The sequence below is a fragment of the Limibacter armeniacum genome, assembly GCF_036880985.1.
GTDB lineage: Bacteria > Bacteroidota > Bacteroidia > Cytophagales > Flammeovirgaceae > Limibacter > Limibacter armeniacum.
Map to the genome: position 1 here is coordinate 816,635 of NZ_JBAJNO010000009.1, position 21,890 is coordinate 838,524.

A 21,890-nucleotide genomic window follows, 5' to 3' on the forward strand; every position below is an offset into this window, starting at 1 on the left:
CTGTTATATATAGATTTTTCGCCCTAGGTATTTAGGCTGCACATTCAGTACATATAAATCCAACATTACTTTTACCCTTGCCAAATACTCTCTCAAATGAGTTTGCAAGTGGCTTCGAAAGCTTACGTTTTTAGCATTGTAAGCAACAGCACTAATCCCTTTATGCTTGGCTATATAAACTGCTCTCTCATTCTGGAATTTTTGGGAAATAATAGTAATCTCCTGCTGATTAAATATTTCCTTAGCCCTTACCACTGAGTCTAAAGTCCTGAAACCTGCAAAATCCATAATAATCCTTTCAGACGGCACCCCTCGCTTCATTAAGGCTGCTCTCATATCACGAGGCTCGTTATAATACCTGCTGCTATTATCACCACTTACAATGATATACTTGATCTTCCCTGCCCTGTATAGCTCGACTGCTGCATCAATACGATAGTGAAAGTACAAGTTCTTTTTACCTGACTTCACAAACTTACTCGTTCCCAAGATCAACCCAACCCTATTGGAAGGCACCTCAGTTACACTATCATAGGTCAGTGACTTACTGTAATTGGAAATAAATGTGTCGCAGGCAAAAATAACCCCAACCATAAGTATGGCAATCAAGACCACCATCTTTGAAATTTGGGATATTTGGTTTCTCCTTTCTGCCAGATAATCTCTCAACACACTCATTCTTCTAGCATTACAGATCTTGTATAATTCAGCGGGCATCTTCTCTTCTTTTCTTCAATTCAAACAACAGTAACCTTGTCATTTTTGGCAAACATTCCTTGGTTACTGATAGCCGGTTAAAATCTTCTGGGTAAGAACGTAACGTCAACAGTTCTTAACAGCTAGATTCAAAATTTGTGCAAACATTCCAATCACACAAAAAACAATGCATACGATTACACATTTGTTTTACAAAGGACAGCCTTTGGAATCAGTTAGGCAATAACACAACTCAACTTTAACAGACCTAAACAGACTAATAAGATCTGTTAACTAAATGAAAACCAACAACCTTCGCCTTTTCTCCTTCAAAACAGTATAAGTTTATAAGCAATCATAAAGCAAATACTGACTAAAATATTATTTCCACAAGCCTATCTTAGGTTTTAGAAAGGGTTATTTATAACTCTTTCAGGTATCCACTTGGGTAAGGTTTCTTACCCTTTGGATGTCCTTCTCAAACAGTTAATTTTATTGTTTATTAACCTGTTCATGCTTGTTAAGCCATTGTCCTTTGGGCAGTGGCTTTTTTTCATGCTATATTTCTAAACGTTATGGACAAATAAAGTGTTCAAATTGTATATTTTGAAGCTTGTCGCTAGATTTGACGATAGTTCAATCGATCTAAATTCAGAATAAATCACCTATGGCACAGGTCTCAATTAAAAAAGAGTTTTGGGGAAAGGTAGATGACCATGACGTTTACCTATTCACCTTAGAAAACAAACAAGGCACTAAAGCGCAATTCACCAATTTCGGAGCCCACTGGATCAGTTTATTTACAGCAGACAAAAACGGACAATTCACAGATGTTTTAGTAGGGAAAGACTCTTTAGAGGGTTTACTGAAAGAACATCCTTTTTTTGGCTCAATTGTCGGGCGTTATGCCAATAGAATAGCCAATGGTAAGTGTCAGATCGATGGAAAAGAATATGAGTTTGCAATCAATAACGGACCTAATCATTTGCATGGAGGGATCAAGGGCTTTGATAAGTATGTATGGCATGCTGAAGCTTTGGATGATGCTGTTCGCTTTAATATGATCAGCCCAGATGGCGATGAGGGATATCCAGGAACACTACAGGTTTCTGTTACCTATACGCTGACAGAAGAAAATGAAATCAAGATTGATTATCATGCCACCACAGATAAGGTAACGGTTATCAACCTGACCAACCATGCTTACTTCAACTTAAAAGGAGATGGCACAGCCCTCAACCACCTAGTTGAGCTAAATGCCAGCAAATATACACCCACTGGCGACACCTCTATCCCAACAGGTGAACTGGCTACTGTGGCAGGTACACCAATGGACTTTACCAAAAGTAAACCTTTAGGACAAGAAATTGACGTTGACTTCCAACAACTCCAATTTGGACATGGCTATGACCATAACTATATCATAGACAAACAACCCGATGAATTGGGGTTTGCGGCAAAAGTAATTGAGCCAGAGTCAGGACGAACGCTAGAAGTACTGACCACAGAACCTGGTGTACAATTGTACTCTGCCAACTGGATCGGTGGGTGTGAAGCAAAAGGTGGCAAAATTTTGAATGATCGTGATGCCTTTTGTCTTGAGGCTCAAAAATTCCCAAATAGCCCCAACCAACCGACATTCCCTTCTGCTACCTTGAAGCCAGGTGAAACTTACCGCCAGACGACTATCTATAAATTCGGCCATCAATAGTCAACCTACGATAGCTAGTATATAAATAGACCCCGAAAGTCCTGATCCGGCTTTCGGGGTTTTGCTTTATGTTAAATTCCATTTCCAGTCAACCATCCTTCCTTATATATTCACCAACAAATGTTCATTCATTGATGAATATTTATTATTTTATATAAATAAAACAAGGTTATGCATTTCAGGTCTTCACCTGCATATCTCTCTTAACCTTAAAAAAATCTATTTGGTGAAGGCTTCATTCAGCACGTAGAAGACCCATTTCGCTTGTGATCCTAAAAACATCCAAGACTTACACAACACAGCTATACTACCTCAATAAATATAACAATACTAACATGAGCCATGCACTTTTAATGAAATACACCAATGATTCATCTCGGTTCTTAACAATCGAAGGAAACCTTATCCATTATCAGATAGATGGACCTGAAGACGGCTACCCGCTTGTCATGCTCCATGGCTCGTTTTCATCACTCCATACTTTTGACAGCTGGACTGAAATCCTGAAAGATACTTTCCGAATCTACAGGTTTGATCTTCCTGGGTTAGGGCTCACTGGGGCGATTCAGTCACAAGACTATAGCATCAAGAACCTGATGCGATATCTCGATATTTTTCTGAGTCGGATGAACATCCACACTTGCTGTTTGATTGGCAGCTCACTAGGAGGCTGGATTGCTTGGGAATATGCCTTGCTCTGCCCCTCCAAAGTCAAGCAATTAGTCCTGATAAGTCCTGCTGGGTTTATAGACAGAGAGAGTATTCCACTACCCTTCAGAATGGCCCGCACTCCTTTTATTCATCATATTATCAAATATGCCATCAATCGCTCCATGTTGGAATCTTTCGTAAAGGAAGTTTTCTATAACCAGAATAAGATAACCAATGAGCTTGTCGACCGCTACTTTGACCTTTTTTCAAAGGAAGGTTCCGCAGAAGCCTTTTATATCTTTGTAAACCAAAACTTCCACGAAAACACCCGTTTTCTGAAAAACATCTTATGCCCTACCTTGATTATTTGGGGAAAAGAAGACAAATGGATTCCTGTCAAAAATGCCCATAAATTTCATCACCTGATTCCTAACAACCATTTGGTCATCTACGATTTTGCTGGGCACATCCCTATGGAGGAGATTCCTGAAGAAACTGCCGAGGACTTGCTTGAGTTTCTCTCCAAACACCTTTCCACCAAGGTTCGTCCCACATCAAAGCCTAAGAAAGTCTCCAGCACATTCAACCAATAAGTGCTATTAACAAGTCATTTATTTTAGTTTTAAGCCTCAATTTTAGACTAATTTTATAGATAAAATCACTTAAAATTGTGTAAAATTGACACCTTATTAGATGATTTCTTGAATAACTAAACTATTACCGCACTTGATACTAGCTTCCATTGATATTGGTTCCAATGCCATTCGACTACAAGTAGTCAACGCCCATGAAAACTATGGGGACAAGGACTACAAAAGAGTAGAATATATCCGTTTTCCTCTCAGGCTCGGACAAGATGTTTTTAAAGTTGGTAAAATTACCCGAGCCACCGAAGAAAAGTTTGTCAAACTGATGAAAGCTTTCACTACACTGATGGACATCTATGAAGTTGACGACTATATGGCTTGTGCAACTTCGGCCATGAGAGAGGCTGAAAATGGCAAACAAATTATCAAGCGAATCTACTACCAGCATGGTTTGAAAATTGACATCATTGACGGCTCATTAGAGGCAGAAATCATCAACATGTCACTCAAACCCTACCTCCCTGATGGCAATGCCCTTCACATAGATGTAGGAGGAGGTAGTACAGAATTGAACATTTATCACAACAGGGAGAAAATTGCAGGCAAATCCTTCAAGATAGGCTCCGTCCGGAGTGGAAACCTCACCGAAGAAGAACGGGCTGAAAAATTCAGCAGCATGGAAATGTGGGTACATGCGCAAGATATTGACCTCAAAGGTAACTTTAAGGCTATCGGTACAGGTGGTAATATCAATAAGCTATTCAGCATGAGTCCGCAATCACAGAATGTGGATAAAACAACCACGATCACCAATATTCAGGAGCTTCAGGAATATATTGGCGAGTTTACCTACGAAGAGCGAATTAAAGAACTCCAACTGAACAAGGACAGGGCAGACGTGATTATACCTGCTTCTGAGATCTATATCAATTGTATGGAAATGGTAAATGCGAAAGATATTATTGTTCCCGGAGTAGGAATGAAAGATGGTATTCTCAAGTATATGAAAGCTAAAATGGAGGGTTATTAAAAAAGGGATCCTTCAGGTAAGTCAATCCGTGTTAAACCACTGAATATTAACGCTTTTTAATCAAGTACTAAAAAAATAGAATTCTCATTTTAAAGGGTTGATTTTCATCAACTATTTTCTATTTTTGCGGCGAAAATTTAACACGTTCTATCTAGGATTTTTACTGGAAACTATGCAGAGTTCTTTTGCCGACTTTTTAGGGATCAGCCCTGAAATCTTTGGTTATGTGGTATTACCACTTATGATCTTTATGGCACGTATTTCTGATGTATCTATCAATACGTTGCGGATCATATTTATGCTTAACGATCGTCGTGGATTATCCACTGTATTGGGTTTCTTTGAAGCCTTTATTTGGCTTGTTGCCATTGGTCAGATATTTCAAAATATCGACAATATATTGAGTTACTTTGCTTATGCAGGTGGCTTTGCAACAGGTATTTGGGTTGGAATGCACATTGAAGGAAAATTAGCTATTGGTAATGTAATTCTTCGTGTAATCACACAACGTGATGGCGATGCAGTTGCTAACCGTCTTCGTTATGAGGGTTACCGAATGACTGAGGTAGATGCGACAGGGTCACAGGGAAATGTCAAGATTCTTTTTCTGGTTATGAAAAGAAGACAGATTCCAGACGTTACTCACTTGATTCAGGAAACTAACCCGAAAGCATTCTATACAATTGAATCTATAAAAAAAGTAAGTGAAGCTACAGCATTAAACAGGATCGTTCCGGGGGCACTACTTACTGGTGCAGAATAAAGATTCAACCGCCTGTGATAAACCATATACAACAAAGCACTTCTAACAATGAAGTGCTTTTTTCATTTATCAAACAACATTCTAGTTACTAGATTTGAACCAATTTCTTGGTAACCAATACCCACGCAGGACTCAAAAAGATTGTAATAGCGATAATCACAATGGTAAGTTGATAGGAGTAAGAGGATATAATATGATGGTTATACCCCAATGAAGCCAAAACAAAACTAAACTCTCCAATCTGAGCCAGCAATGAACCTCCGTAAATGCTTTCTTTCCAACTGTTTCCCAAAAACTTTAATGACAATGTATTGATGCCATGGTTGGACAAATAGACAAGCAATACCAACCCTGCTACAACCTTCCAGTTTTCCACCAAGAAATTAAGATCTATCAACATACCAATTGACAGAAAAAATATAGAAACCAATATTATCCTGAAAGAGTGTAAACTATCATGAAGCCACCTTGATGAAGAAGTAGCATTGACCAGCATACCTGAAGCCAACGCTCCCAAACTTGCCGAAAGCCCAAGAAGTGAGGTCAGCAAAGCAAATCCAAAACACATCAGCAATGCGGCAAATACCTGCAACTCATGGTCTTTTTCCAATAATTTCTCAAATGGCAACCTGATTATCTTCTTTCTCAGGATATAAACCAATAAGCCTATCACAAGTCCCCCTCCAATTACCTGCCTGATAATCTCATCCCTATCCAGTGATTCACCACCGAGTAGTGTCAGAATAATCATCATAGGAACAATCAGGATATCTTGTGTCAATAAAATGCTGATAACACTTTCACTGATAGCCTTTAAATTACCCTCACTGTTCTCCACTAGCTTAATTACCACCGCTGAGCTACTGATAGAAATAATAAAACCCAACAGGATGATTCGTCCCATACTCCACCCCAATAAAAAGCCTATTACCGCAACAGTCAGTAAACTGAAAATCACCTGCATACCCGTACCGAAAAAGGCTATCTTCCATTTTTTCAAAAAATCTGGCAACGATATTTCCATCCCAATAAAGAACATCAGAATAACCAACCCGATATCCCCTATCTTAGCTGTCATTTCATAGTCTGTCACAAACTGGAGTCCATAAGGACCTAACAACACACCTGACAGAATATAAGCCAATATATATGGCTGTTTCAGTTTTTTAAGCAATAATCCCATCAGCATCACAGCCGTGCTGATTGCCAGCAGGACGTTCACCTCTTGTGCAAAAGCAGTTAACAACATTTCCCTTTAGAATTAATTTTACCTTTTGAATATAGTTGATATAGGGATTTAAAAAATCTTATTTCAAATAGATTTCATTTTTGGGAAAAGACAAAAAAAGCAGATAAGAAATACTTATCTGCTCCTTATCCACGCTATTTAAAATTTGATTACTTGCTAGGTGGAGTCGTTGGACGTACTTCGATTTTACTTGGCAAGGTACGAGGATTCATCTTCAGAAGGTCGACTGTCATCTGTCCCAAATCTTCAGGTTGGATTTTCCATGCATCATCAGGATTTGGCTCATGACCATTGAAGTGACTTGTAACTGACCCTGGCATAATCGTCGTTACCTTAATTCCATACTTTCGCACATCCAGCATTACTGCTTGCGAAAAACCTACCACACCAAACTTACTGGCATTATAAGCTGAGCCGTTAGCAAAGAAGTTAGTACCTGCCAAACTTGCGATGGTGATCAGGTAGCCTTTTGACTGTTTCAGCGCCTCCAATGAAGCTTTAGTAGAGTTAAATACACCTGTCAAATTAGTATCAATTGTTTCCTGCCATTGTTCTGCTGTCAGGTCTTCAATTGAACCAAAGTGTCCAAGCCCTGCATTAGCGATTACGGCATCTAGCTTCCCCCACTCTTTTACAATTGCATCCACTACACGCTGCTGAGAACCCAAATCTCTAACATCTGCCTCAAAAGCTAAGACTTCAGCATCACTTACTTTACGTAATGATTCAGCTGCTTCATCAGCTGCCTGCTGCGTACGGCTTGTAATAGCTACATGTACACCATTTTTCAACAGTTCTACAGCAATTCCATAACCAATTCCTTTACTACCTCCTGTTACTAATGCTGTTTTACCTTTCAGTGATTCCATTTTTTCTTGGTTTAAATTTTGTCTCTATTAAACAACTAAAACCTCTTCAGCAGGTTTTCATTTTTTTTAAATCAATAAAAAAACGGGCAAGTCTCCTTTGCCCGTTCATCACTGTTAATCTTCATAAAGCTCCCTTAGCCAAGCACTTACTTCACTGGCATCAAAATAACTGGGATCGTAATCTTCCATCTCCATTTCTTTGAACCAGCGTTTTACTTCTTTGTGCTCATCATCTTTTGGATTCTTCAACGCTTCAAGAACTCTCATATACCCCCAAATTCCTCCAACATTCTCTAACGGGCCTGCACCCATTCCCATCTCACAATTTGGATAAAACTTGCCATCCTCAGGCTCTAAGATTTTTTCAAGCTTCAGTTCGTGCAACCAACTATCGCCGAAGTCATATTCGTACATTATAGTCGCCTTCTCTTCCTTGACCAAATCACTTAACACAGTTTCCTGCGGGTCTTTATCATCCGACTCTGCTTCTTCCAGATCAGGGGTAATCACTCCTTTGACACCAGGTATTGTAAATGCCCATAGATGATTGTCTCCCCACTCCATCACTGTTTGAATAATATAGTGTAGTTCTTCAAAAGTGATATCAGCATAAACCTGAAACCTACGCCAAATTGGAGGTTTTGCCTCTACAAGATTCATCTTGAATTGGTATACTTTACCAGACATATAGCATTGAATTTGAAAGCGGTATAATCCTTTTCCTTTTATTATTATACAAATATAACTTGATCCTTTGGATATGGTGTCACCAAACAAAAATCTTTTGCAAGTGATAAAGTTTTCTTCTCCACTCTAGAAAACGCATTTTTTAATAACAAAGCTTACATTCTCCATGTAACCTATAGAAAATAGATTAAGCCATTATTTTACACAAATAACTCATTTACAATTAGTAACATTCATTACTTTTTAAAACGCTTCTTTTTTAGCTCAAAATATTATACCATATTAATTACTTTTTTACTATATTTTCACTGTATTATACAAAATTATCGTGACGGAGTGACTTGATGTGAATATTAACCTGAAATGAGAAAATATTTCCTTTGTAGTTTTTTAACTGTACTTCTTCTGTGGATGAACACCCCTTCCCTTCTGGGACAGCAACACAATCTTGAGATCTATGATCTTGAGAATGGGCTGCCTCAGTCTGAAGTGACGTCTGTTCTTAAAGATAGCAGAGGATATATTTGGACATCTACTTACGGAGGAGGCTTATCTCGCTTTAATGGCACTTCATTCAAGACTTTCACCAAAAAAGATGGGCTAACCAGTATCAGAACCTGTAATATCATTGAGGATCATAATCAGAACATCTGGATTACAACACTCTATGGTGTATTTCGATATGATGGTGAGGAATTTTACAAAATCCATACTGACAAGTCATTTCTTCATGAATACGAACAGCGCTTCTTCATTGACAAGACCAATAGGTTGTGGCTAAACTCTTATGCTACAGTCCATAACTTTATCGGATATATTGAAGGGGACTCGCTAAAGGTTTATCAACCTGAAGATCCCTATTTGCAAGCACTTCTGAGTAAACATAAGATTACACCTTCTGCTGCATATTCTGAAGGAGCTATTGTCTCATTTCCTACACCAGAAGGATTATATGAGCTTTTTGAGGATGGCAGCTTAAGACTTTCTTCCCTACACAATTTACCGGAATTTAAGAATAGCGCCATAGCTTCAATCTCCAAGGTGGGGCACCAGTTCCTGATCGGAACAGTTGGAGAGCTATTCCCTTACTTTGGTCAGAGTGGTCAATTATTTTTATCAGCAGGGGATGGCCGTTTCCAAGAAGTTGTATTATCTCCTAAAAACAGGGAAATACTTGAGAAATCTTATGTTTATCAAGCCGAAAATGCTCCTGATGGTACTATGTGGCTATCCTGCTGGGCCAAAGGTTTAGCACAAATCTCGGATGGCTCTTTTTCTCATTTCATTACAAAGAAAAATGGTCTGCCTAGTAACGAGCTTTTCAACTTCTGTTTTGACCATGAAGGAAATCTTTGGGTAGCAACCATTAAAGGCTTAGTCAAATATTCAGGGGATTTGTTTACCTACTTTGATCAGCGATCAGGAATCAATGACACCGATATTTATAGTATCTACTGTGACAAGAAAGGCAATGAGTGGTTTGGTACTTGGGATGGCGAGCTATACTGTTATGATGGTAAAAAGTTAGCCCAAAAAATCACCATGAGCCAAGGGCTGAAAACAATTTTCAGCATACGAGAAGACAGTGTAGGCAACCTATTGCTAGCCTGTAGAACAGGAGCTTGGAGATACAATGGTAAACAAGTAAAGAATATCAATGCTGAAAAGAAGCTTGACGGAATCAACAAGAATAAAAATATCTGCCTAGATGTTTTGCTCGACGGTGAGAACGAGTGGTACTCCTTTTCAGGAGAAGGAATTGTATGCGTCAACGGGCAGGATACAACTTGGTATCGAAGTTATGATGCAAATTTGGCTGTCAATTATGAGCGGAATTTCTACAAAGATAATCACAACAACCTTTGGGTAAGTGGACGCAACTGCCTTTGGAAAATAAATCCAGAAGGCAAAACCACAGCTATGCATTGGGAAGATGGTTTTTCACACCCAAGGATAGTACAATCGACTCAGGACAAGCTAGGAAGGTTATGGGTAGCCACATTAGGTGGTGGTATCAATATACTGGATATATCTGCTGAAGAAGCTACCCACGTAAAAGTGATAGACAGTAATGAAGGACTTGCTTCAGATCAAGTATTCAGTCTCCTTACAGACAAGAGAGGTAATATATGGGCAGGAACTTCTTTAGGTGTTGATAAAATTATACTGGATGAAAATGGCGCAATAAAACGGATAAAACATTACGATAAAAATACTGGCTACAAGGGTATCCAAAGCAGATGGCGATCTTCCACAATTAACCAAAAAGGAGAATTGTTATTTGGTACCATTGATGGAGTCATGCGCTTCAATCCTGACAAGGAATACACCAATACCACACCTCCTAAGGTTTACATTACTGATGTGAAGCTGTTTCACCAGCAAATGGACTGGAAGGACGAATACAATATCCAGAAGTCAAAGTGGACGAATACGCCACAGGAGCTAACCCTATCTCATACGCAAAACCATGTTTCTTTTGCATTTGAAGGACTAAGCTTTAAAGTACCTGGCAAGGTTACTTATAGCTGGAAACTTTCTGGAGTAGATCAAGATTGGACACCTCCATCTGCTATCAACAACACTACTTATACACAGTTAGAGCCAGGAGACTATACCTTTGAAGTAAAGGCTGCCAATACAGATAATATTTGGAGTATTCACCCTGCCAAATTCACTTTTACGATTGAAGCCCCTTATTGGCAAAAATCAGGCTTCTACCTATTAGTGGGTACCATAGCTACTATAGTATGTATACTACTGGTTCGTACTCGGGTATATATCAACAGAAAGAAACAAAAGGAGTTGGAGGACTTGATTTTCGAGCAAACACGAAAGCTATTCAATGCCAATAAAAAACTTCAGGACTCCAATAAGCTGATTCAGGCCAAGCGGGATGAGATTATACAAAGTATTACTTATGCAGAGCAAATACAGAAGTCTACCTTGCCTCTTCAGCAACATATTGAGGCCCTGTTACCCAACCACTTCATTTTGTATAAACCAAAAGCAGTTGTTAGTGGTGACTTCTACTTTATTGAACAGGTAAAAGACAAAACCATTGTAGCTGCCGTAGACTGTACAGGACATGGTGTTCCTGGGGCTTTTATGTCCATCATTGGTAGCAACCTGCTGAACAGTATTATCAGGGATCGTAAAATAACGGATAGTGAAATCATTTTGGATGAGCTGAATAAAGGCGTAATGAGCACGCTCAAGCAGCATGACAACCACTCTTCTGATGGAATGGATATCTCACTATGTGTTATTGACCATCAAGAAAATGTTATTGAGTTTTCTGGGGCAAAAATGGGGCTTTGCTACTGGCAACATGAACATGCTTCATTTGAGTTTATAAGAGGTTCAAGAAGAACAATCGGTGGAGATGCCCATACTATAGAGGGCTGCTTCCAAAAGCATGTTATTCCACTGGAAGGCACAACAACTTTCTTCCTATACTCTGACGGTTATCAAGATCAATTTGGTGGCGAAAGAAATACCAAATTCTTGAGTAAACGATTTAGAAACCTGCTGATGAGTATTGCGCATTTACCATTATATGAGCAAAAAAACCGACTTGAAAATATCCTTCAAAAATGGATGGGAAAACAGGAACAAGTAGATGATGTAATGGTCCTTGGTTTCAGATTGAAAAAGTAAATTACAGATAAAAGAAAAGCCCGAAATACAATCATGTACTTCGGGCTTTGTCTATATGTATATTTGAATACTTATGCTTCCGCAGAAGTTCTCTCAACTGCCTTCTCGATCCAAGCCTCAAACTCTTCTCTTGATGGGTTCTTGATATCCTTCAGTTTCAGCTTTTTCTTCATACCGATAAAATCGTTCATGAATTTACCTGCCTGCTTTTCAGCAAGGTCTTCCACTCGGTAACAGCCCATCTTGTGCATTACAGGAACTAACCCTTTCTCTACTCCAATCTCAGTCCATTCTGCCTCTGAAGCCGCTACAGGCCACTTCTCAGGTTTCATTTGAGGGAAGAACAACACTTCCTGAATTGATGTATTATCTGTCATCAACATGGTCAGACGGTCGATACCAATACCCATACCTGAAGTAGGAGGCATACCGTATTCCAATGCACGTAGGAAATCCTGATCAATAAACATGGCCTCATCATCACCTTTCTCTGACAGTTTCAATTGTTCTTCGAAACGCTCACGCTGATCAACTGGGTCATTCAGCTCAGAGTATGCATTGGCAATCTCTTTACCATTCACCATCAGTTCAAAACGTTCTGTCAGTTCAGGGTTTTCTCGGTGACGCTTACACAGTGGAGACATCTCAACAGGATAATCTGTAATGAAAGTTGGCTGGATGTAGTTTCCTTCACACTTCTCACCAAAGATTTCGTCGATCAGTTTACCTTTACCCATTGAAGGGTCGTGCGCAACACCTACTTCATCACACACCTTGCGAAGCTCGTCCTCACTCATGCCTGTGATGTCAATGCCTGTAAAGTCATTGATCGCATCGATCATCGTTACACGCTTGAATGGTGCCTTGAAGTTGATTGTCTTATCACCAACTTTCACCTCTGTCGTTCCGTGTACAGCCAATGCCACACGCTCCAACATCTGTTCCGTAAATTCCATCATCCACTTGTAGTCTTTGTAAGCTACGTAGATTTCCATTACGGTAAACTCAGGGTTGTGTGTACGGTCCATTCCTTCGTTACGGAAGTCTTTTGCAAACTCGTAAACACCATCAAAACCACCAACGATCAGTCTTTTCAGGTAAAGTTCGTTAGCGATACGCAGATACAATGGCGTGTTCAGTGCATTGTGGTGTGTAATGAATGGTCTTGCAGAAGCACCACCTGGAATCGGCTGAAGGATTGGTGTTTCAACCTCAAGGTAACCTTGCTCATTAAACATCTCACGCATGGTATTGATAATCTTAGTACGCTTCAGGAACACATCCTTCACGCCTTTATTCACTACCATATCCACATAACGCTGACGGTATCTTAGCTCAGGGTCTGCAAAGCCATCATAGGTCTTTACGTTACCTTCTTCGTCAGTAGCAGTTTTCACAACTGGAAGAGGTTTCAGTGACTTTGAAAGTACCTTCAGTTCAGTCACGTTCACACTAGTTTCACCTACCTGAGTCTTGAAGACATTTCCTTTGATACCGATGTAGTCACCAAAGTCCAGCAATTTTTTGAAAACAGTATTGTAAAGCGTCTTGTCTTCATCAGGGCAAAGTTCATCACGATTGATGTAAATTTGAACCCTTCCTGTCGAATCCTGCAATTCTGCAAATGCGGCTTTACCCATCAGACGGACGTTCATCAAACGACCTGCCATGCTGACAGCCTCAAAATTAGATTCGTTGCCTTCAAAATTTGCTGTTACGTCATCCGCAGTGGTAGTCACGTCAAACTTCTCTGCCGGATAAGGCTCAATGCCCATATCCATCAGTTGTTGTCTTTTCTCCCTTCTGACGATTTCCTGTTCGCTAAGTATCTGCATTGTATAAAACAGTAATTTGTATTGAGTTTTTCAGGTCCCTTGTGGCCAGATATCCCAGCCGTAGCCAAGATAGTAAATGCCAATTGACCTGAATAAGTTTACCTTCTTTGTATTTGTTTGGATATTGATATAAAATCCTTTTTTCAAACAAGGCGCTAAGTTACAAAGAATGCTTGAATGGTTAAATGCTCCATTACATTATTTAACCAACTAATGATCAGTTTGGATATATTTTATTCAAAGCGATAAAAATTATCATCTATTTACATTCCTATGCACCTCTTATTTTACCTTTTTGAGATTATCAATAACGCAAAAAGCGATTGCCTGTAACGAATACAAACAACCGCTTTTCCATGCTATTTCAAGCAAATGTGACTAACGGTCAAAAGTCAAACGTTTACCTTTGATGCTTTCGTCAAACTTTCCGTCTTCATATGCCAGATGTCCGGACACTACTGTGTGCGTTATTGTAGCAGGGAAAGTGTGACCTTCAAATGGAGACCATTCACATTTATAAAGGATATTCGATTTCTCCACAGTTTGAGGCTGATCAAGATCAACCAAAACAAGGTCAGCCCAATAGCCTTCCCTTACAAAACCTCGCTTCTCTACCTCAAACATGATCGCAGGGTTGTGACACATTTTTTCCACAATTTTTTCAAAGGAAATTTTCCCCTGTTTATGGAAATCCAACATTACCTGAAGGCTATGTTGCACCAATGGTCCTCCTGAAGGAGCTGTCGTATAAGGATTGTCTTTTTCTTCCAAAGTATGAGGAGCATGGTCCGTAGCGATCACGTCAATACGGTCGTCCAATACTGCTTGCAGGATTGCCTCCCCATCTGACTTTTCTTTCACCGCTGGGTTCCACTTGATGTGCGTACCTTTTGTATCATAATCCTCTTTTGAGAACCACATATGGTGTACACAAGCTTCTGAAGTAATGCGCTTCTCTTCCAATGGAATAGAGTTGTCAAATAGTTCCAATTCTTTCTCTGTCGAGATATGCAGGATATGTAACCTTGCATTGTGCTTTTTAGCAAGCCTGACAGCTTTGGATGAAGAGGCATAACAAGCTTCTGCACTTCTGATTTCAGGGTGGCATTTTACAGGAATGTCATCTCCATACTTTTCCTTGTACTTGGCAAGGTTCTCCGCAATCATTCCATCATCTTCGCAGTGAGTTGCTATTAGCATATTCACATTTGAAAATACATTGTTAAGTGTTTCTTCATCGTCAACCAACATATTTCCTGTTGATGATCCCATAAACATCTTAACACCACAAACCTTTTTAGGATCTACTTTCAGAACCTCATCCAAGTTGTCATTGGTTGTTCCCATAAAGAACGAATAGTTTGCCAATGACACCTCTGAAGCTCTACTGTATTTAGCCTCCAAAGCCTCTACTGTAATGGCTGGCGGCTTAGTATTAGGCATCTCCATAAATGAAGTGACTCCACCTGCCACAGCTGCTTTTGCCTCTGTATATATCTCTCCTTTATGAGTCAAGCCTGGCTCACGGAAGTGTACTTGGTCATCAATAATACCTGGCATCAGGTACTTTCCTGTTGCATCGATTACCTTCTCTGCACTCTCCTCTGGGATGTTTTCAGCGATTTGACTGATAAAACCATCTCTAACCAGTACATCTGTTTTTTTTACTTGCCCTTCATTGACAAGGTTAGCATTCTTGATAAGTATCGAAAGCATATGTTTGGTATTTTTGATTAACTGCTTGCTGCTTGAATTTACCCTCATCATTACCACAGATGAGTAAAGTCGATGCGAAAGTACAAAAAAAAGCCTGTCCTTGCATTCAAGAACAGGCTTCATCTAAAGTCTTTGCAATGTTTTAGGGTTACTACTAGTATATATCAGCATTACTTCCTAGTAATCTTCTAAAGAAACTCATTACACCAACTTCCTCGTTGCGGTGCTGAGTAAGAACTGTCAATAGGGCACGACCTTTTGAGCTGGACTTCATGATCCATCCATATTCCTTGTTAGAAATTCGCTTATATGTCCTTACCTGCCCCTTTCTTTTACCTCTCTTATATTTTACCTGTAAAATTTCACTATCGAAGTCATAGACCATAAACTCAATCAAAGATGATTCAGGGGTCTGCACTTTCTCTTGCAGTATTTCTTTCATGCTAATAACAGTAGGTTTTTTGCACTTATAAAATGCTATTCTCAGTATGAAGTTTGTGCTAAGGTTAGGGATGAAATTATAATAATTAGAAGCAGTCGCATCCCTTAAAAAAAGAAACTTTATTTTTAGGTAACGAATTAAAAACACAAAATGAGATAAACCAACTTAAAAAATTCATATGTATGTAAGATGAAAGAAAAGTTGTACTATTTTATAATTATTAATCTCATCACCTGAAAAAGATAACCAATTATAGCATTTTATTTTGAAAATACGATCGAAACAAGCAATCTAGATTTATCCCTACTCAAAAAAAGTGAAAAAATATTCATTTTCACCCTTTATCTCCTGTTATCCTCATCTTCCAGAATACTTAAGTAACTGAAATATCGAGATTCTGCAATCTCACCACTGCGTACTTTATCCAGCACATGGCAGTCTGGCTCATGTGTATGTGAACAATTATAGAACTTGCATTCAGTCATCGCTTCACGAATCTCAGGAAAGTAATGTCCCAGCTCATTTTCCTCCACATTCATGATTCCCAACTCCTTAATACCTGGAGTATCAATCAGGAATGTTCCCTCCTCATCTGCAAGGAACATTTCCGCATATGTAGTCGTATGCTTCCCCTTGTTGGCATAGGTTGAAATATCATTGGTCTGTTGATGTACGTCTGGAATCAATCTGTTTATCAGAGTCGATTTCCCCACACCAGAATGTCCTGCAATCAGTGTTTTTTTACCTTTAAGCGTTTGCTCCAACTCATTGAGGTTATCACTGTTAAGTGCTGAAATAGACAGGCATTTATATCCTAATGGTTCATATAGATCCATCAGTTCTTGCTGTAATGCTTTTCCTTCCTCAGTCAACAGGTCTTCCTTGTTAAACAGAATGATAGCCGGAATCCTGAATGACTCCGCCGAAACCAAAAACCTATCAATAAAACCCAAAGAAGTCCTTGGCATCACCAATGTGGCTACAACCATTGCCTGATCAATATTGGCGGCAATGATGTGTCCATGCCATTTCTTACGGGTCGACTTTCTCAGAATATAATTCTCACGCTTCAGAATCTGGGTGATTACCACCGTCCCTTCTTCCACATTTTTTTCAGGCTCATAGGTGACATAGTCCCCTACCGCAATCGGGTTGGTTACTTTCAGTCCTTGTATCTTGAACTTTCCTCTCAGCCTTCCCTTCAAGACCTCATTAGTTTGCTCATCCAGAATTTCATACCACGACCCTGTAGAGCGTATCACTAATCCTTTTCTCTGTCTGTCATTCATTTAATACTGCCCAAATTTGTTCAGAAGATATTGATGGTATTTTACACCAATTATTTTCCATATGTGCTTTTTCAAGCAATTCACGTATGGAGTTGATAAATTAATTACAAATATGCTTAAAAGATCTAATTAATATACAATCTACTACATGTGTAAGAATGCATATCATTTTTATCTGATGATTTTATTTCAATAACCTTTTACAGAAATTCAATATTTCAGCTGTTGCTCCGGTATTTTCCTTGACATATTGCTTACAAATATCCCCTGCTTTTTGTCGCTCCGTTTCATTTTCAAATAGCTTTTCAAATTGCATATGAAACTCTTGCACATTATTTATTGAAAAAACACCTTTTAAAGCTACAAGATCCCTTGCCTCTTTGAACTTTGCATATTTGCTTCCAAAAATAACAGGCATACCGTACGTCGCTGCCTCCAAAATATTGTGCAACCCCTTTCCGAAAGCACCTCCTACATAAGCAAAATCACCATACTGGTACAGGGATGTCAACATTCCTATATTATCTATCAAAAGGATATCATATGTTGCCACTGTGTCAACACTTGCCTTGGAATAACGGATTATTTTCTTTCCTGAAAATGCTTCTTCAGTCTTTGTCAGGCTCGCATCTGCAATTTCATGAGGCGCTATAATGATTTTCAGCTCTTCGCCTATGTTCTCCAGTCCTTTGCTGATCACCTCAATATCTGGCTGCCAGCTGCTCCCTATCACTAGTGTTTTCTGATTATTCTTGAATGCTTGAGCAATAGGCAAGTCCTTTCGGCTGTCCACAACCTGTTTCACCCTATCAAAACGGGAGTCTCCAGCTACTGTCACATTCCGTAACCCAATACCTGTCAGCAAGTCAGCAGACGTTTGGTCCTGTACGAAAATATGAGTCAGATTTTTCAGAATATTACGGTAGAAGCCTCCATAAGGCTTAAAGAATGCTTGCCCCTGTCTGAAGATTGCAGAAACTGAAAGTGTTGGAATATTTCTTTTTTTAAGCTCTGCAAGGTAATAATGCCAAAATTCATATTTCACAAAAAAAGCAATTGCAGGATTTACGATATCCAGCAACTTTTTGGCATTTGCTGCAGTATCAAGAGGCAAATAACAAACAACATCTGCCTGATCGTAATTTTTCCTCACCTCATACCCACTTGGTGAGAAGAAGGTCACCAAAACTTTATAAGTTGGGTATTCCCTACGAAATTCCTCTATAATTGGTCTTCCCTGCTCAAACTCCCCCAATGAAGCACAGTGAAACCAAGCGACAGGAGAAGTATTCCCATCAAATGCTTTTTTAAGGTCTTCAAAAACGTTCTTCCTTCCTTTCAGAAATAGAGCCGCTTTCTCATTAAATGGTGCAGCCGCTTGCAGTGCCACCTTATAAAACCCGATACCCAGTTTATATCCAATCTTTGCCATAACGGCACAATATTAAAAAAAAACAGGACGCGATAGGCGACCTGCTTTCAAATAAGTAATAATTACTCTTTATAAAGTGCTATATTTTAAATCACTTTCAGTTTAAATCTCAAATAAGTACTGACCAGTAAAAGTGCTTTTCTAAAATCAGGAACCCTGATACGCTGATTCTTGACCTCCTTAGTTGAACACTTCCGTATTTTATCAAACAATTTGACATAATAAATATATGCGAGGTAAACACCACTTCTCGCTTCTGACGGAAGGTTCAGAATTCCATGATAGGCTTTCTCAAAATCCTGTTCAATATCCTTTTCAATTTGACTTTTATCTTCCTTCGTAAACCTTGTAAAATCTACACCAGGAAAGTACACCCTTCCTCTTTCCTCAAAGTCGCTTTTCATATCCCTCAAAAAGTTCACTTTCTGGAAAGCGGATCCTAATGCACAAGCAGCTTCTTTCAACTTATCGTATTGTGCTTGGTCTTTATTACAAAATACCTTGAGACACATCAACCCAACCACTTCAGCTGAACCATAGATGTACTTATGATAATGGCGTTCGTCATACTTATTATGGTCCAAATCCATTTCCATACTGTACAAGAAAGCATCAATCAGTTCCCTGTCAATATCATACTGGTTCACCACCGCCTGAAAGGAGTGAAGAATAGGGTTCATACTGATCCCTTCTTCTATTGCCTTATAAGCATCTTCTCTAAATCGGTTCAGTAGTGTAGCCTTATCATAATCATGGAAAGTATCCACAATTTCATCTGCATACCGAACAAATCCATATATAGCATAGATGGGTTCGTGCAGCTTTTTATCCAATGTCTGGATTCCTAAGGAAAAAGAAGTACTGTATGCTTTGGTGATAAGCTTACTGCACTCAAAAGACGTAGCGTCAAAAAGTTCTTTCATGTTTTTGGATTTTTTAGACAGTCTTTCCGAATCCTGCCAGTTGGTTATTTGGTCGTATTGAACGCTTTCTGAACTTCTTTGGCCACCACTTGTCCTGATATCAGGGAGGGAGGCACGCCTGGCCCTGGAGTTGTCAGCTGTCCTGTGTAGTAAAGATTGCTAACCTTCTTACTTTTCAGGCTGGGTTTCAGAATAGCCGTCTGTCTCAGCGTATTAGCCAAACCATATGCATTTCCTTTGAAAGCATTGTAGTCCTGCACAAAATCACGGTGTGCATAGGTTCTTTTTATGGTGATGGCATCCCGCACAGTATTACCTGTTAAGCGTTCAAACCTGTCCATTACGACATCAAAATATTTTTCTCTTACTTCTTCTGAATCTTCCAGCCCTGGAGCTGTCGGAATCAGCACAAACATTGTATCCTTACCTTCGGGAGCCACAGAAGGGTCCGTTACAGAAGGAACACTTGCATAAAACAACGGCTTAGTTGGCCATTGCGGTTTTTCATAAATCTCCTCTGCATGCTTACCAAAATCTTCATCGAAGAAGAGCATGTGATGAGACACTCCCTCTAACTTTTTGTTTAACCCTAGGTAAAAAAGTAATGATGACGGAGCCATCACCCTACTGTCCCAATATCCTTTACTATAGCTCTGAAATTCCTTCGGTAACAACTTGGTCTCCATATGATGGTAATCTGCTCCACCTATCACAATATCAGCATCATAACTCCCTTTTGAAGTTTGAACAGAGACAATACGATTCCCTTCCATTTGGTATCCGGAGACAGCATGATCGTACAAAAAATTAACTCCATTTTTTTTTGCCAAGGAAACCATTCCTTCAACAATCTTAAACATTCCACCCATTGGGTACCATGTACCAAGGCTTATATCAGCATAGTTCATCAAACTATACAATGCTGGAGTATTCTGTGGTGTAGCGCCGAGAAACAGAATAGGAAACTCCATCAGTTTCAACAACTTTTCATTGGAAAAGAACTTTCTGATATGCTTATGGAACGATTGGAAAATGTCCATTCTCAGCATATCCAACAGCAATGATGGACTCATAAATTCAGTAATAGAACGACCTGGCTTATAAACAAGGTCATTGATACCTACTTCATATTTGTAAGCTGCCTGCTTCAAAAATTCTTTCAGCCTTGCTCCGCTACCTTGCTCATATGATTCAAACAACTCGCAAAGGGCTTCCAGCTTTGCTGGTATATCCATTCGGTCTTGTTGTCCAAAAAAGACCGAATAAGAAGGGTCAAGTCGTTTCAGGTCATAATAGTCAGCCGTTTTCGCTCCAAACCTTTCAAAGTAGCGATCAAATACATCAGGCATCCAATACCAGCTTGGTCCCATATCAAATACATGCCCCTCTTCCTCAAAATAGCGAGCACGTCCGCCGGGTGTACTATTTTTCTCAAGAACTGTTACATCAAAACCTTCTACTGCCAATGATGTAGCTGCTGCTATGCCAGAAAAACCTGCTCCAATTACAATTGCTTTTTTCCTTTCCATATTTGAAAGCTTAAAAAATAGTTTTATGCGTTTTTTCTTATTTCATCACTTAATACAGTAAATATTAATATATCAATTTAAAAGATAGTATTAACTTTTATTTACCATAAATGCGAAAAGCGAACCATCATACTGACCTGTTTTGGTAAGTAATAGATGGTTCGCTAAAATGCTGTTTAATCTATGTCTATGCACTCTGTGGCGCATACACTTTTAGTTTATCCTTCAACTCCTTTCGAGCTATGTGAATTCTGTTTTTCACTGTTCCGATTGGAATACGTAATCTATCTGCTATCTCGTGATACTTAAAGCCTCTGAAGTGCATCATAAATGGCACTTTATATGGCTCATCCAACTCGTCTATCGCATGATTCATATCCTCCATGGCAAAATCCGAATAAGCTTTATTCTGAATAATATTGTCAGTGGAGTTAATGTAGTGCAAATTATCAGTCGTATCTATAAAGGTGTTTCTCCTTGCAATTCTCTGATAATTGGTAATGAAGGTGTTCTTCATAATTGTATAAAGCCACGCCTTCAGGTTTGTACCATCTGCAAACTTCTCCCTGTTCGTATATGCCTTGAGCATCGTTTCCTGAAGAAGATCATTTGCGTCTTCCATATCTTTCGTCAGTTTCAAAGCAAAAGGCTTTAACGAAGAGGACATTTGATTAAGTGCATAACTAAATTCCAGGGCTGTCATAACTGTAGTGTTTTTGTGATGGACTTAGTGATTTTGTTTAAGCAAATTTACTAATCATTAAACAAAATAACAAACCTGTTTAATTCATCAATTATGTACCAACATTGTCAAAACACGC

General features: G+C 39.1%; 17 protein-coding genes. 5 read left to right on the top strand and 12 right to left on the bottom strand.

Annotated elements, in window-relative coordinates; all coding sequences use genetic code 11:
* Nucleotides 1-3: 3 nt before the first annotated feature.
* Nucleotides 4-717, bottom strand: coding sequence for a SanA/YdcF family protein (locus V6R21_RS21190; protein WP_334245538.1), 714 nt, complete (start codon nt 715-717; stop codon nt 4-6).
* 646 nt (nt 718-1,363) lie between these two features.
* Here V6R21_RS21190 and V6R21_RS21195 point away from each other — a divergent pair.
* The 4 genes from V6R21_RS21195 (at nt 1,364) to V6R21_RS21210 (ending at nt 5,438) form a co-directional block, all read left to right on the top strand.
* A complete protein-coding gene (locus V6R21_RS21195) occupies nt 1,364-2,407 on the top strand; it encodes an aldose epimerase family protein (RefSeq protein WP_334245539.1) in 1,044 nt (347 codons plus the stop codon).
* Between the two features lie 335 nt (nt 2,408-2,742).
* Entirely contained in the window at nt 2,743-3,651 is a 909-nt protein-coding gene (locus V6R21_RS21200; RefSeq protein ID WP_334245540.1) for an alpha/beta fold hydrolase, read from the top strand.
* Nucleotides 3,652-3,784: 133 nt separating this feature from the next.
* Nucleotides 3,785-4,675, top strand: coding sequence for a Ppx/GppA phosphatase family protein (locus V6R21_RS21205; protein ID WP_334245541.1), 891 nt, complete (start codon nt 3,785-3,787; stop codon nt 4,673-4,675).
* A gap of 172 nt (nt 4,676-4,847) precedes the next feature.
* On the top strand, nt 4,848-5,438 hold the full coding sequence (locus V6R21_RS21210) for a DUF2179 domain-containing protein (RefSeq protein ID WP_334245542.1): 591 nt from the start codon (nt 4,848-4,850) through the stop codon (nt 5,436-5,438).
* An 88-nt stretch (nt 5,439-5,526) separates the two neighbouring features.
* On the opposite strand, the gene V6R21_RS21215 is transcribed toward V6R21_RS21210, so the two are convergent.
* From V6R21_RS21215 to V6R21_RS21225, 3 genes are all read right to left on the bottom strand, one after another.
* Nucleotides 5,527-6,687: a cation:proton antiporter gene (locus tag V6R21_RS21215; protein WP_334245543.1), complete on the bottom strand. Its 1,161-nt coding sequence runs from the start codon at nt 6,685-6,687 to the stop codon at nt 5,527-5,529.
* A 149-nt stretch (nt 6,688-6,836) separates the two neighbouring features.
* The gene (locus tag V6R21_RS21220; protein ID WP_334245544.1) at nt 6,837-7,556 is read right to left on the bottom strand and encodes an SDR family oxidoreductase; all 720 of its coding nucleotides are present in this window, start codon (nt 7,554-7,556) and stop codon (nt 6,837-6,839) included.
* A gap of 114 nt (nt 7,557-7,670) precedes the next feature.
* Nucleotides 7,671-8,243, bottom strand: coding sequence for a plasmid pRiA4b ORF-3 family protein (locus tag V6R21_RS21225; protein ID WP_334245545.1), 573 nt, complete (start codon nt 8,241-8,243; stop codon nt 7,671-7,673).
* 411 nt (nt 8,244-8,654) lie between these two features.
* Here V6R21_RS21225 and V6R21_RS21230 point away from each other — a divergent pair, with 411 nt between their 5' ends.
* Nucleotides 8,655-11,903, top strand: a complete 3,249-nt coding sequence (locus V6R21_RS21230; RefSeq protein WP_334245546.1) for a ligand-binding sensor domain-containing protein — start codon at nt 8,655-8,657, stop codon at nt 11,901-11,903.
* Between the two features lie 71 nt (nt 11,904-11,974).
* Here V6R21_RS21230 and lysS read toward each other — a convergent pair whose 3' ends face one another.
* The 8 genes from lysS to V6R21_RS21270 all read right to left on the bottom strand — a co-directional run bounded on the left by lysS (nt 11,975) and on the right by V6R21_RS21270 (nt 21,772).
* Nucleotides 11,975-13,738: a lysine--tRNA ligase gene (lysS, locus tag V6R21_RS21235; protein ID WP_334245547.1), complete on the bottom strand. Its 1,764-nt coding sequence runs from the start codon at nt 13,736-13,738 to the stop codon at nt 11,975-11,977.
* Nucleotides 13,739-14,116: 378 nt separating this feature from the next.
* Nucleotides 14,117-15,454, bottom strand: coding sequence for a dihydroorotase (locus tag V6R21_RS21240; RefSeq protein WP_334245548.1), 1,338 nt, complete (start codon nt 15,452-15,454; stop codon nt 14,117-14,119).
* Between the two features lie 154 nt (nt 15,455-15,608).
* Nucleotides 15,609-15,896: a KTSC domain-containing protein gene (locus tag V6R21_RS21245; protein WP_334245549.1), complete on the bottom strand. Its 288-nt coding sequence runs from the start codon at nt 15,894-15,896 to the stop codon at nt 15,609-15,611.
* A 341-nt stretch (nt 15,897-16,237) separates the two neighbouring features.
* Nucleotides 16,238-17,185 (bottom strand): ribosome small subunit-dependent GTPase A, encoded by a 948-nt coding sequence (rsgA, locus tag V6R21_RS21250; RefSeq protein WP_334245550.1) that lies wholly within the window; start codon nt 17,183-17,185, stop codon nt 16,238-16,240.
* A 184-nt stretch (nt 17,186-17,369) separates the two neighbouring features.
* A complete protein-coding gene (locus V6R21_RS21255) occupies nt 17,370-18,617 on the bottom strand; it encodes a 3-deoxy-D-manno-octulosonic acid transferase (RefSeq protein ID WP_334245551.1) in 1,248 nt (415 codons plus the stop codon).
* An 86-nt stretch (nt 18,618-18,703) separates the two neighbouring features.
* The gene (locus V6R21_RS21260) at nt 18,704-19,540 is read right to left on the bottom strand and encodes a phytoene/squalene synthase family protein (protein ID WP_334245552.1); all 837 of its coding nucleotides are present in this window, start codon (nt 19,538-19,540) and stop codon (nt 18,704-18,706) included.
* Between the two features lie 44 nt (nt 19,541-19,584).
* Nucleotides 19,585-21,069, bottom strand: a complete 1,485-nt coding sequence (locus V6R21_RS21265) for a phytoene desaturase family protein (RefSeq protein ID WP_334245553.1) — start codon at nt 21,067-21,069, stop codon at nt 19,585-19,587.
* A 187-nt stretch (nt 21,070-21,256) separates the two neighbouring features.
* The gene (locus V6R21_RS21270; protein WP_334245554.1) at nt 21,257-21,772 is read right to left on the bottom strand and encodes an RNA polymerase sigma factor; all 516 of its coding nucleotides are present in this window, start codon (nt 21,770-21,772) and stop codon (nt 21,257-21,259) included.
* Nucleotides 21,773-21,890: the final 118 nt, after the last annotated feature.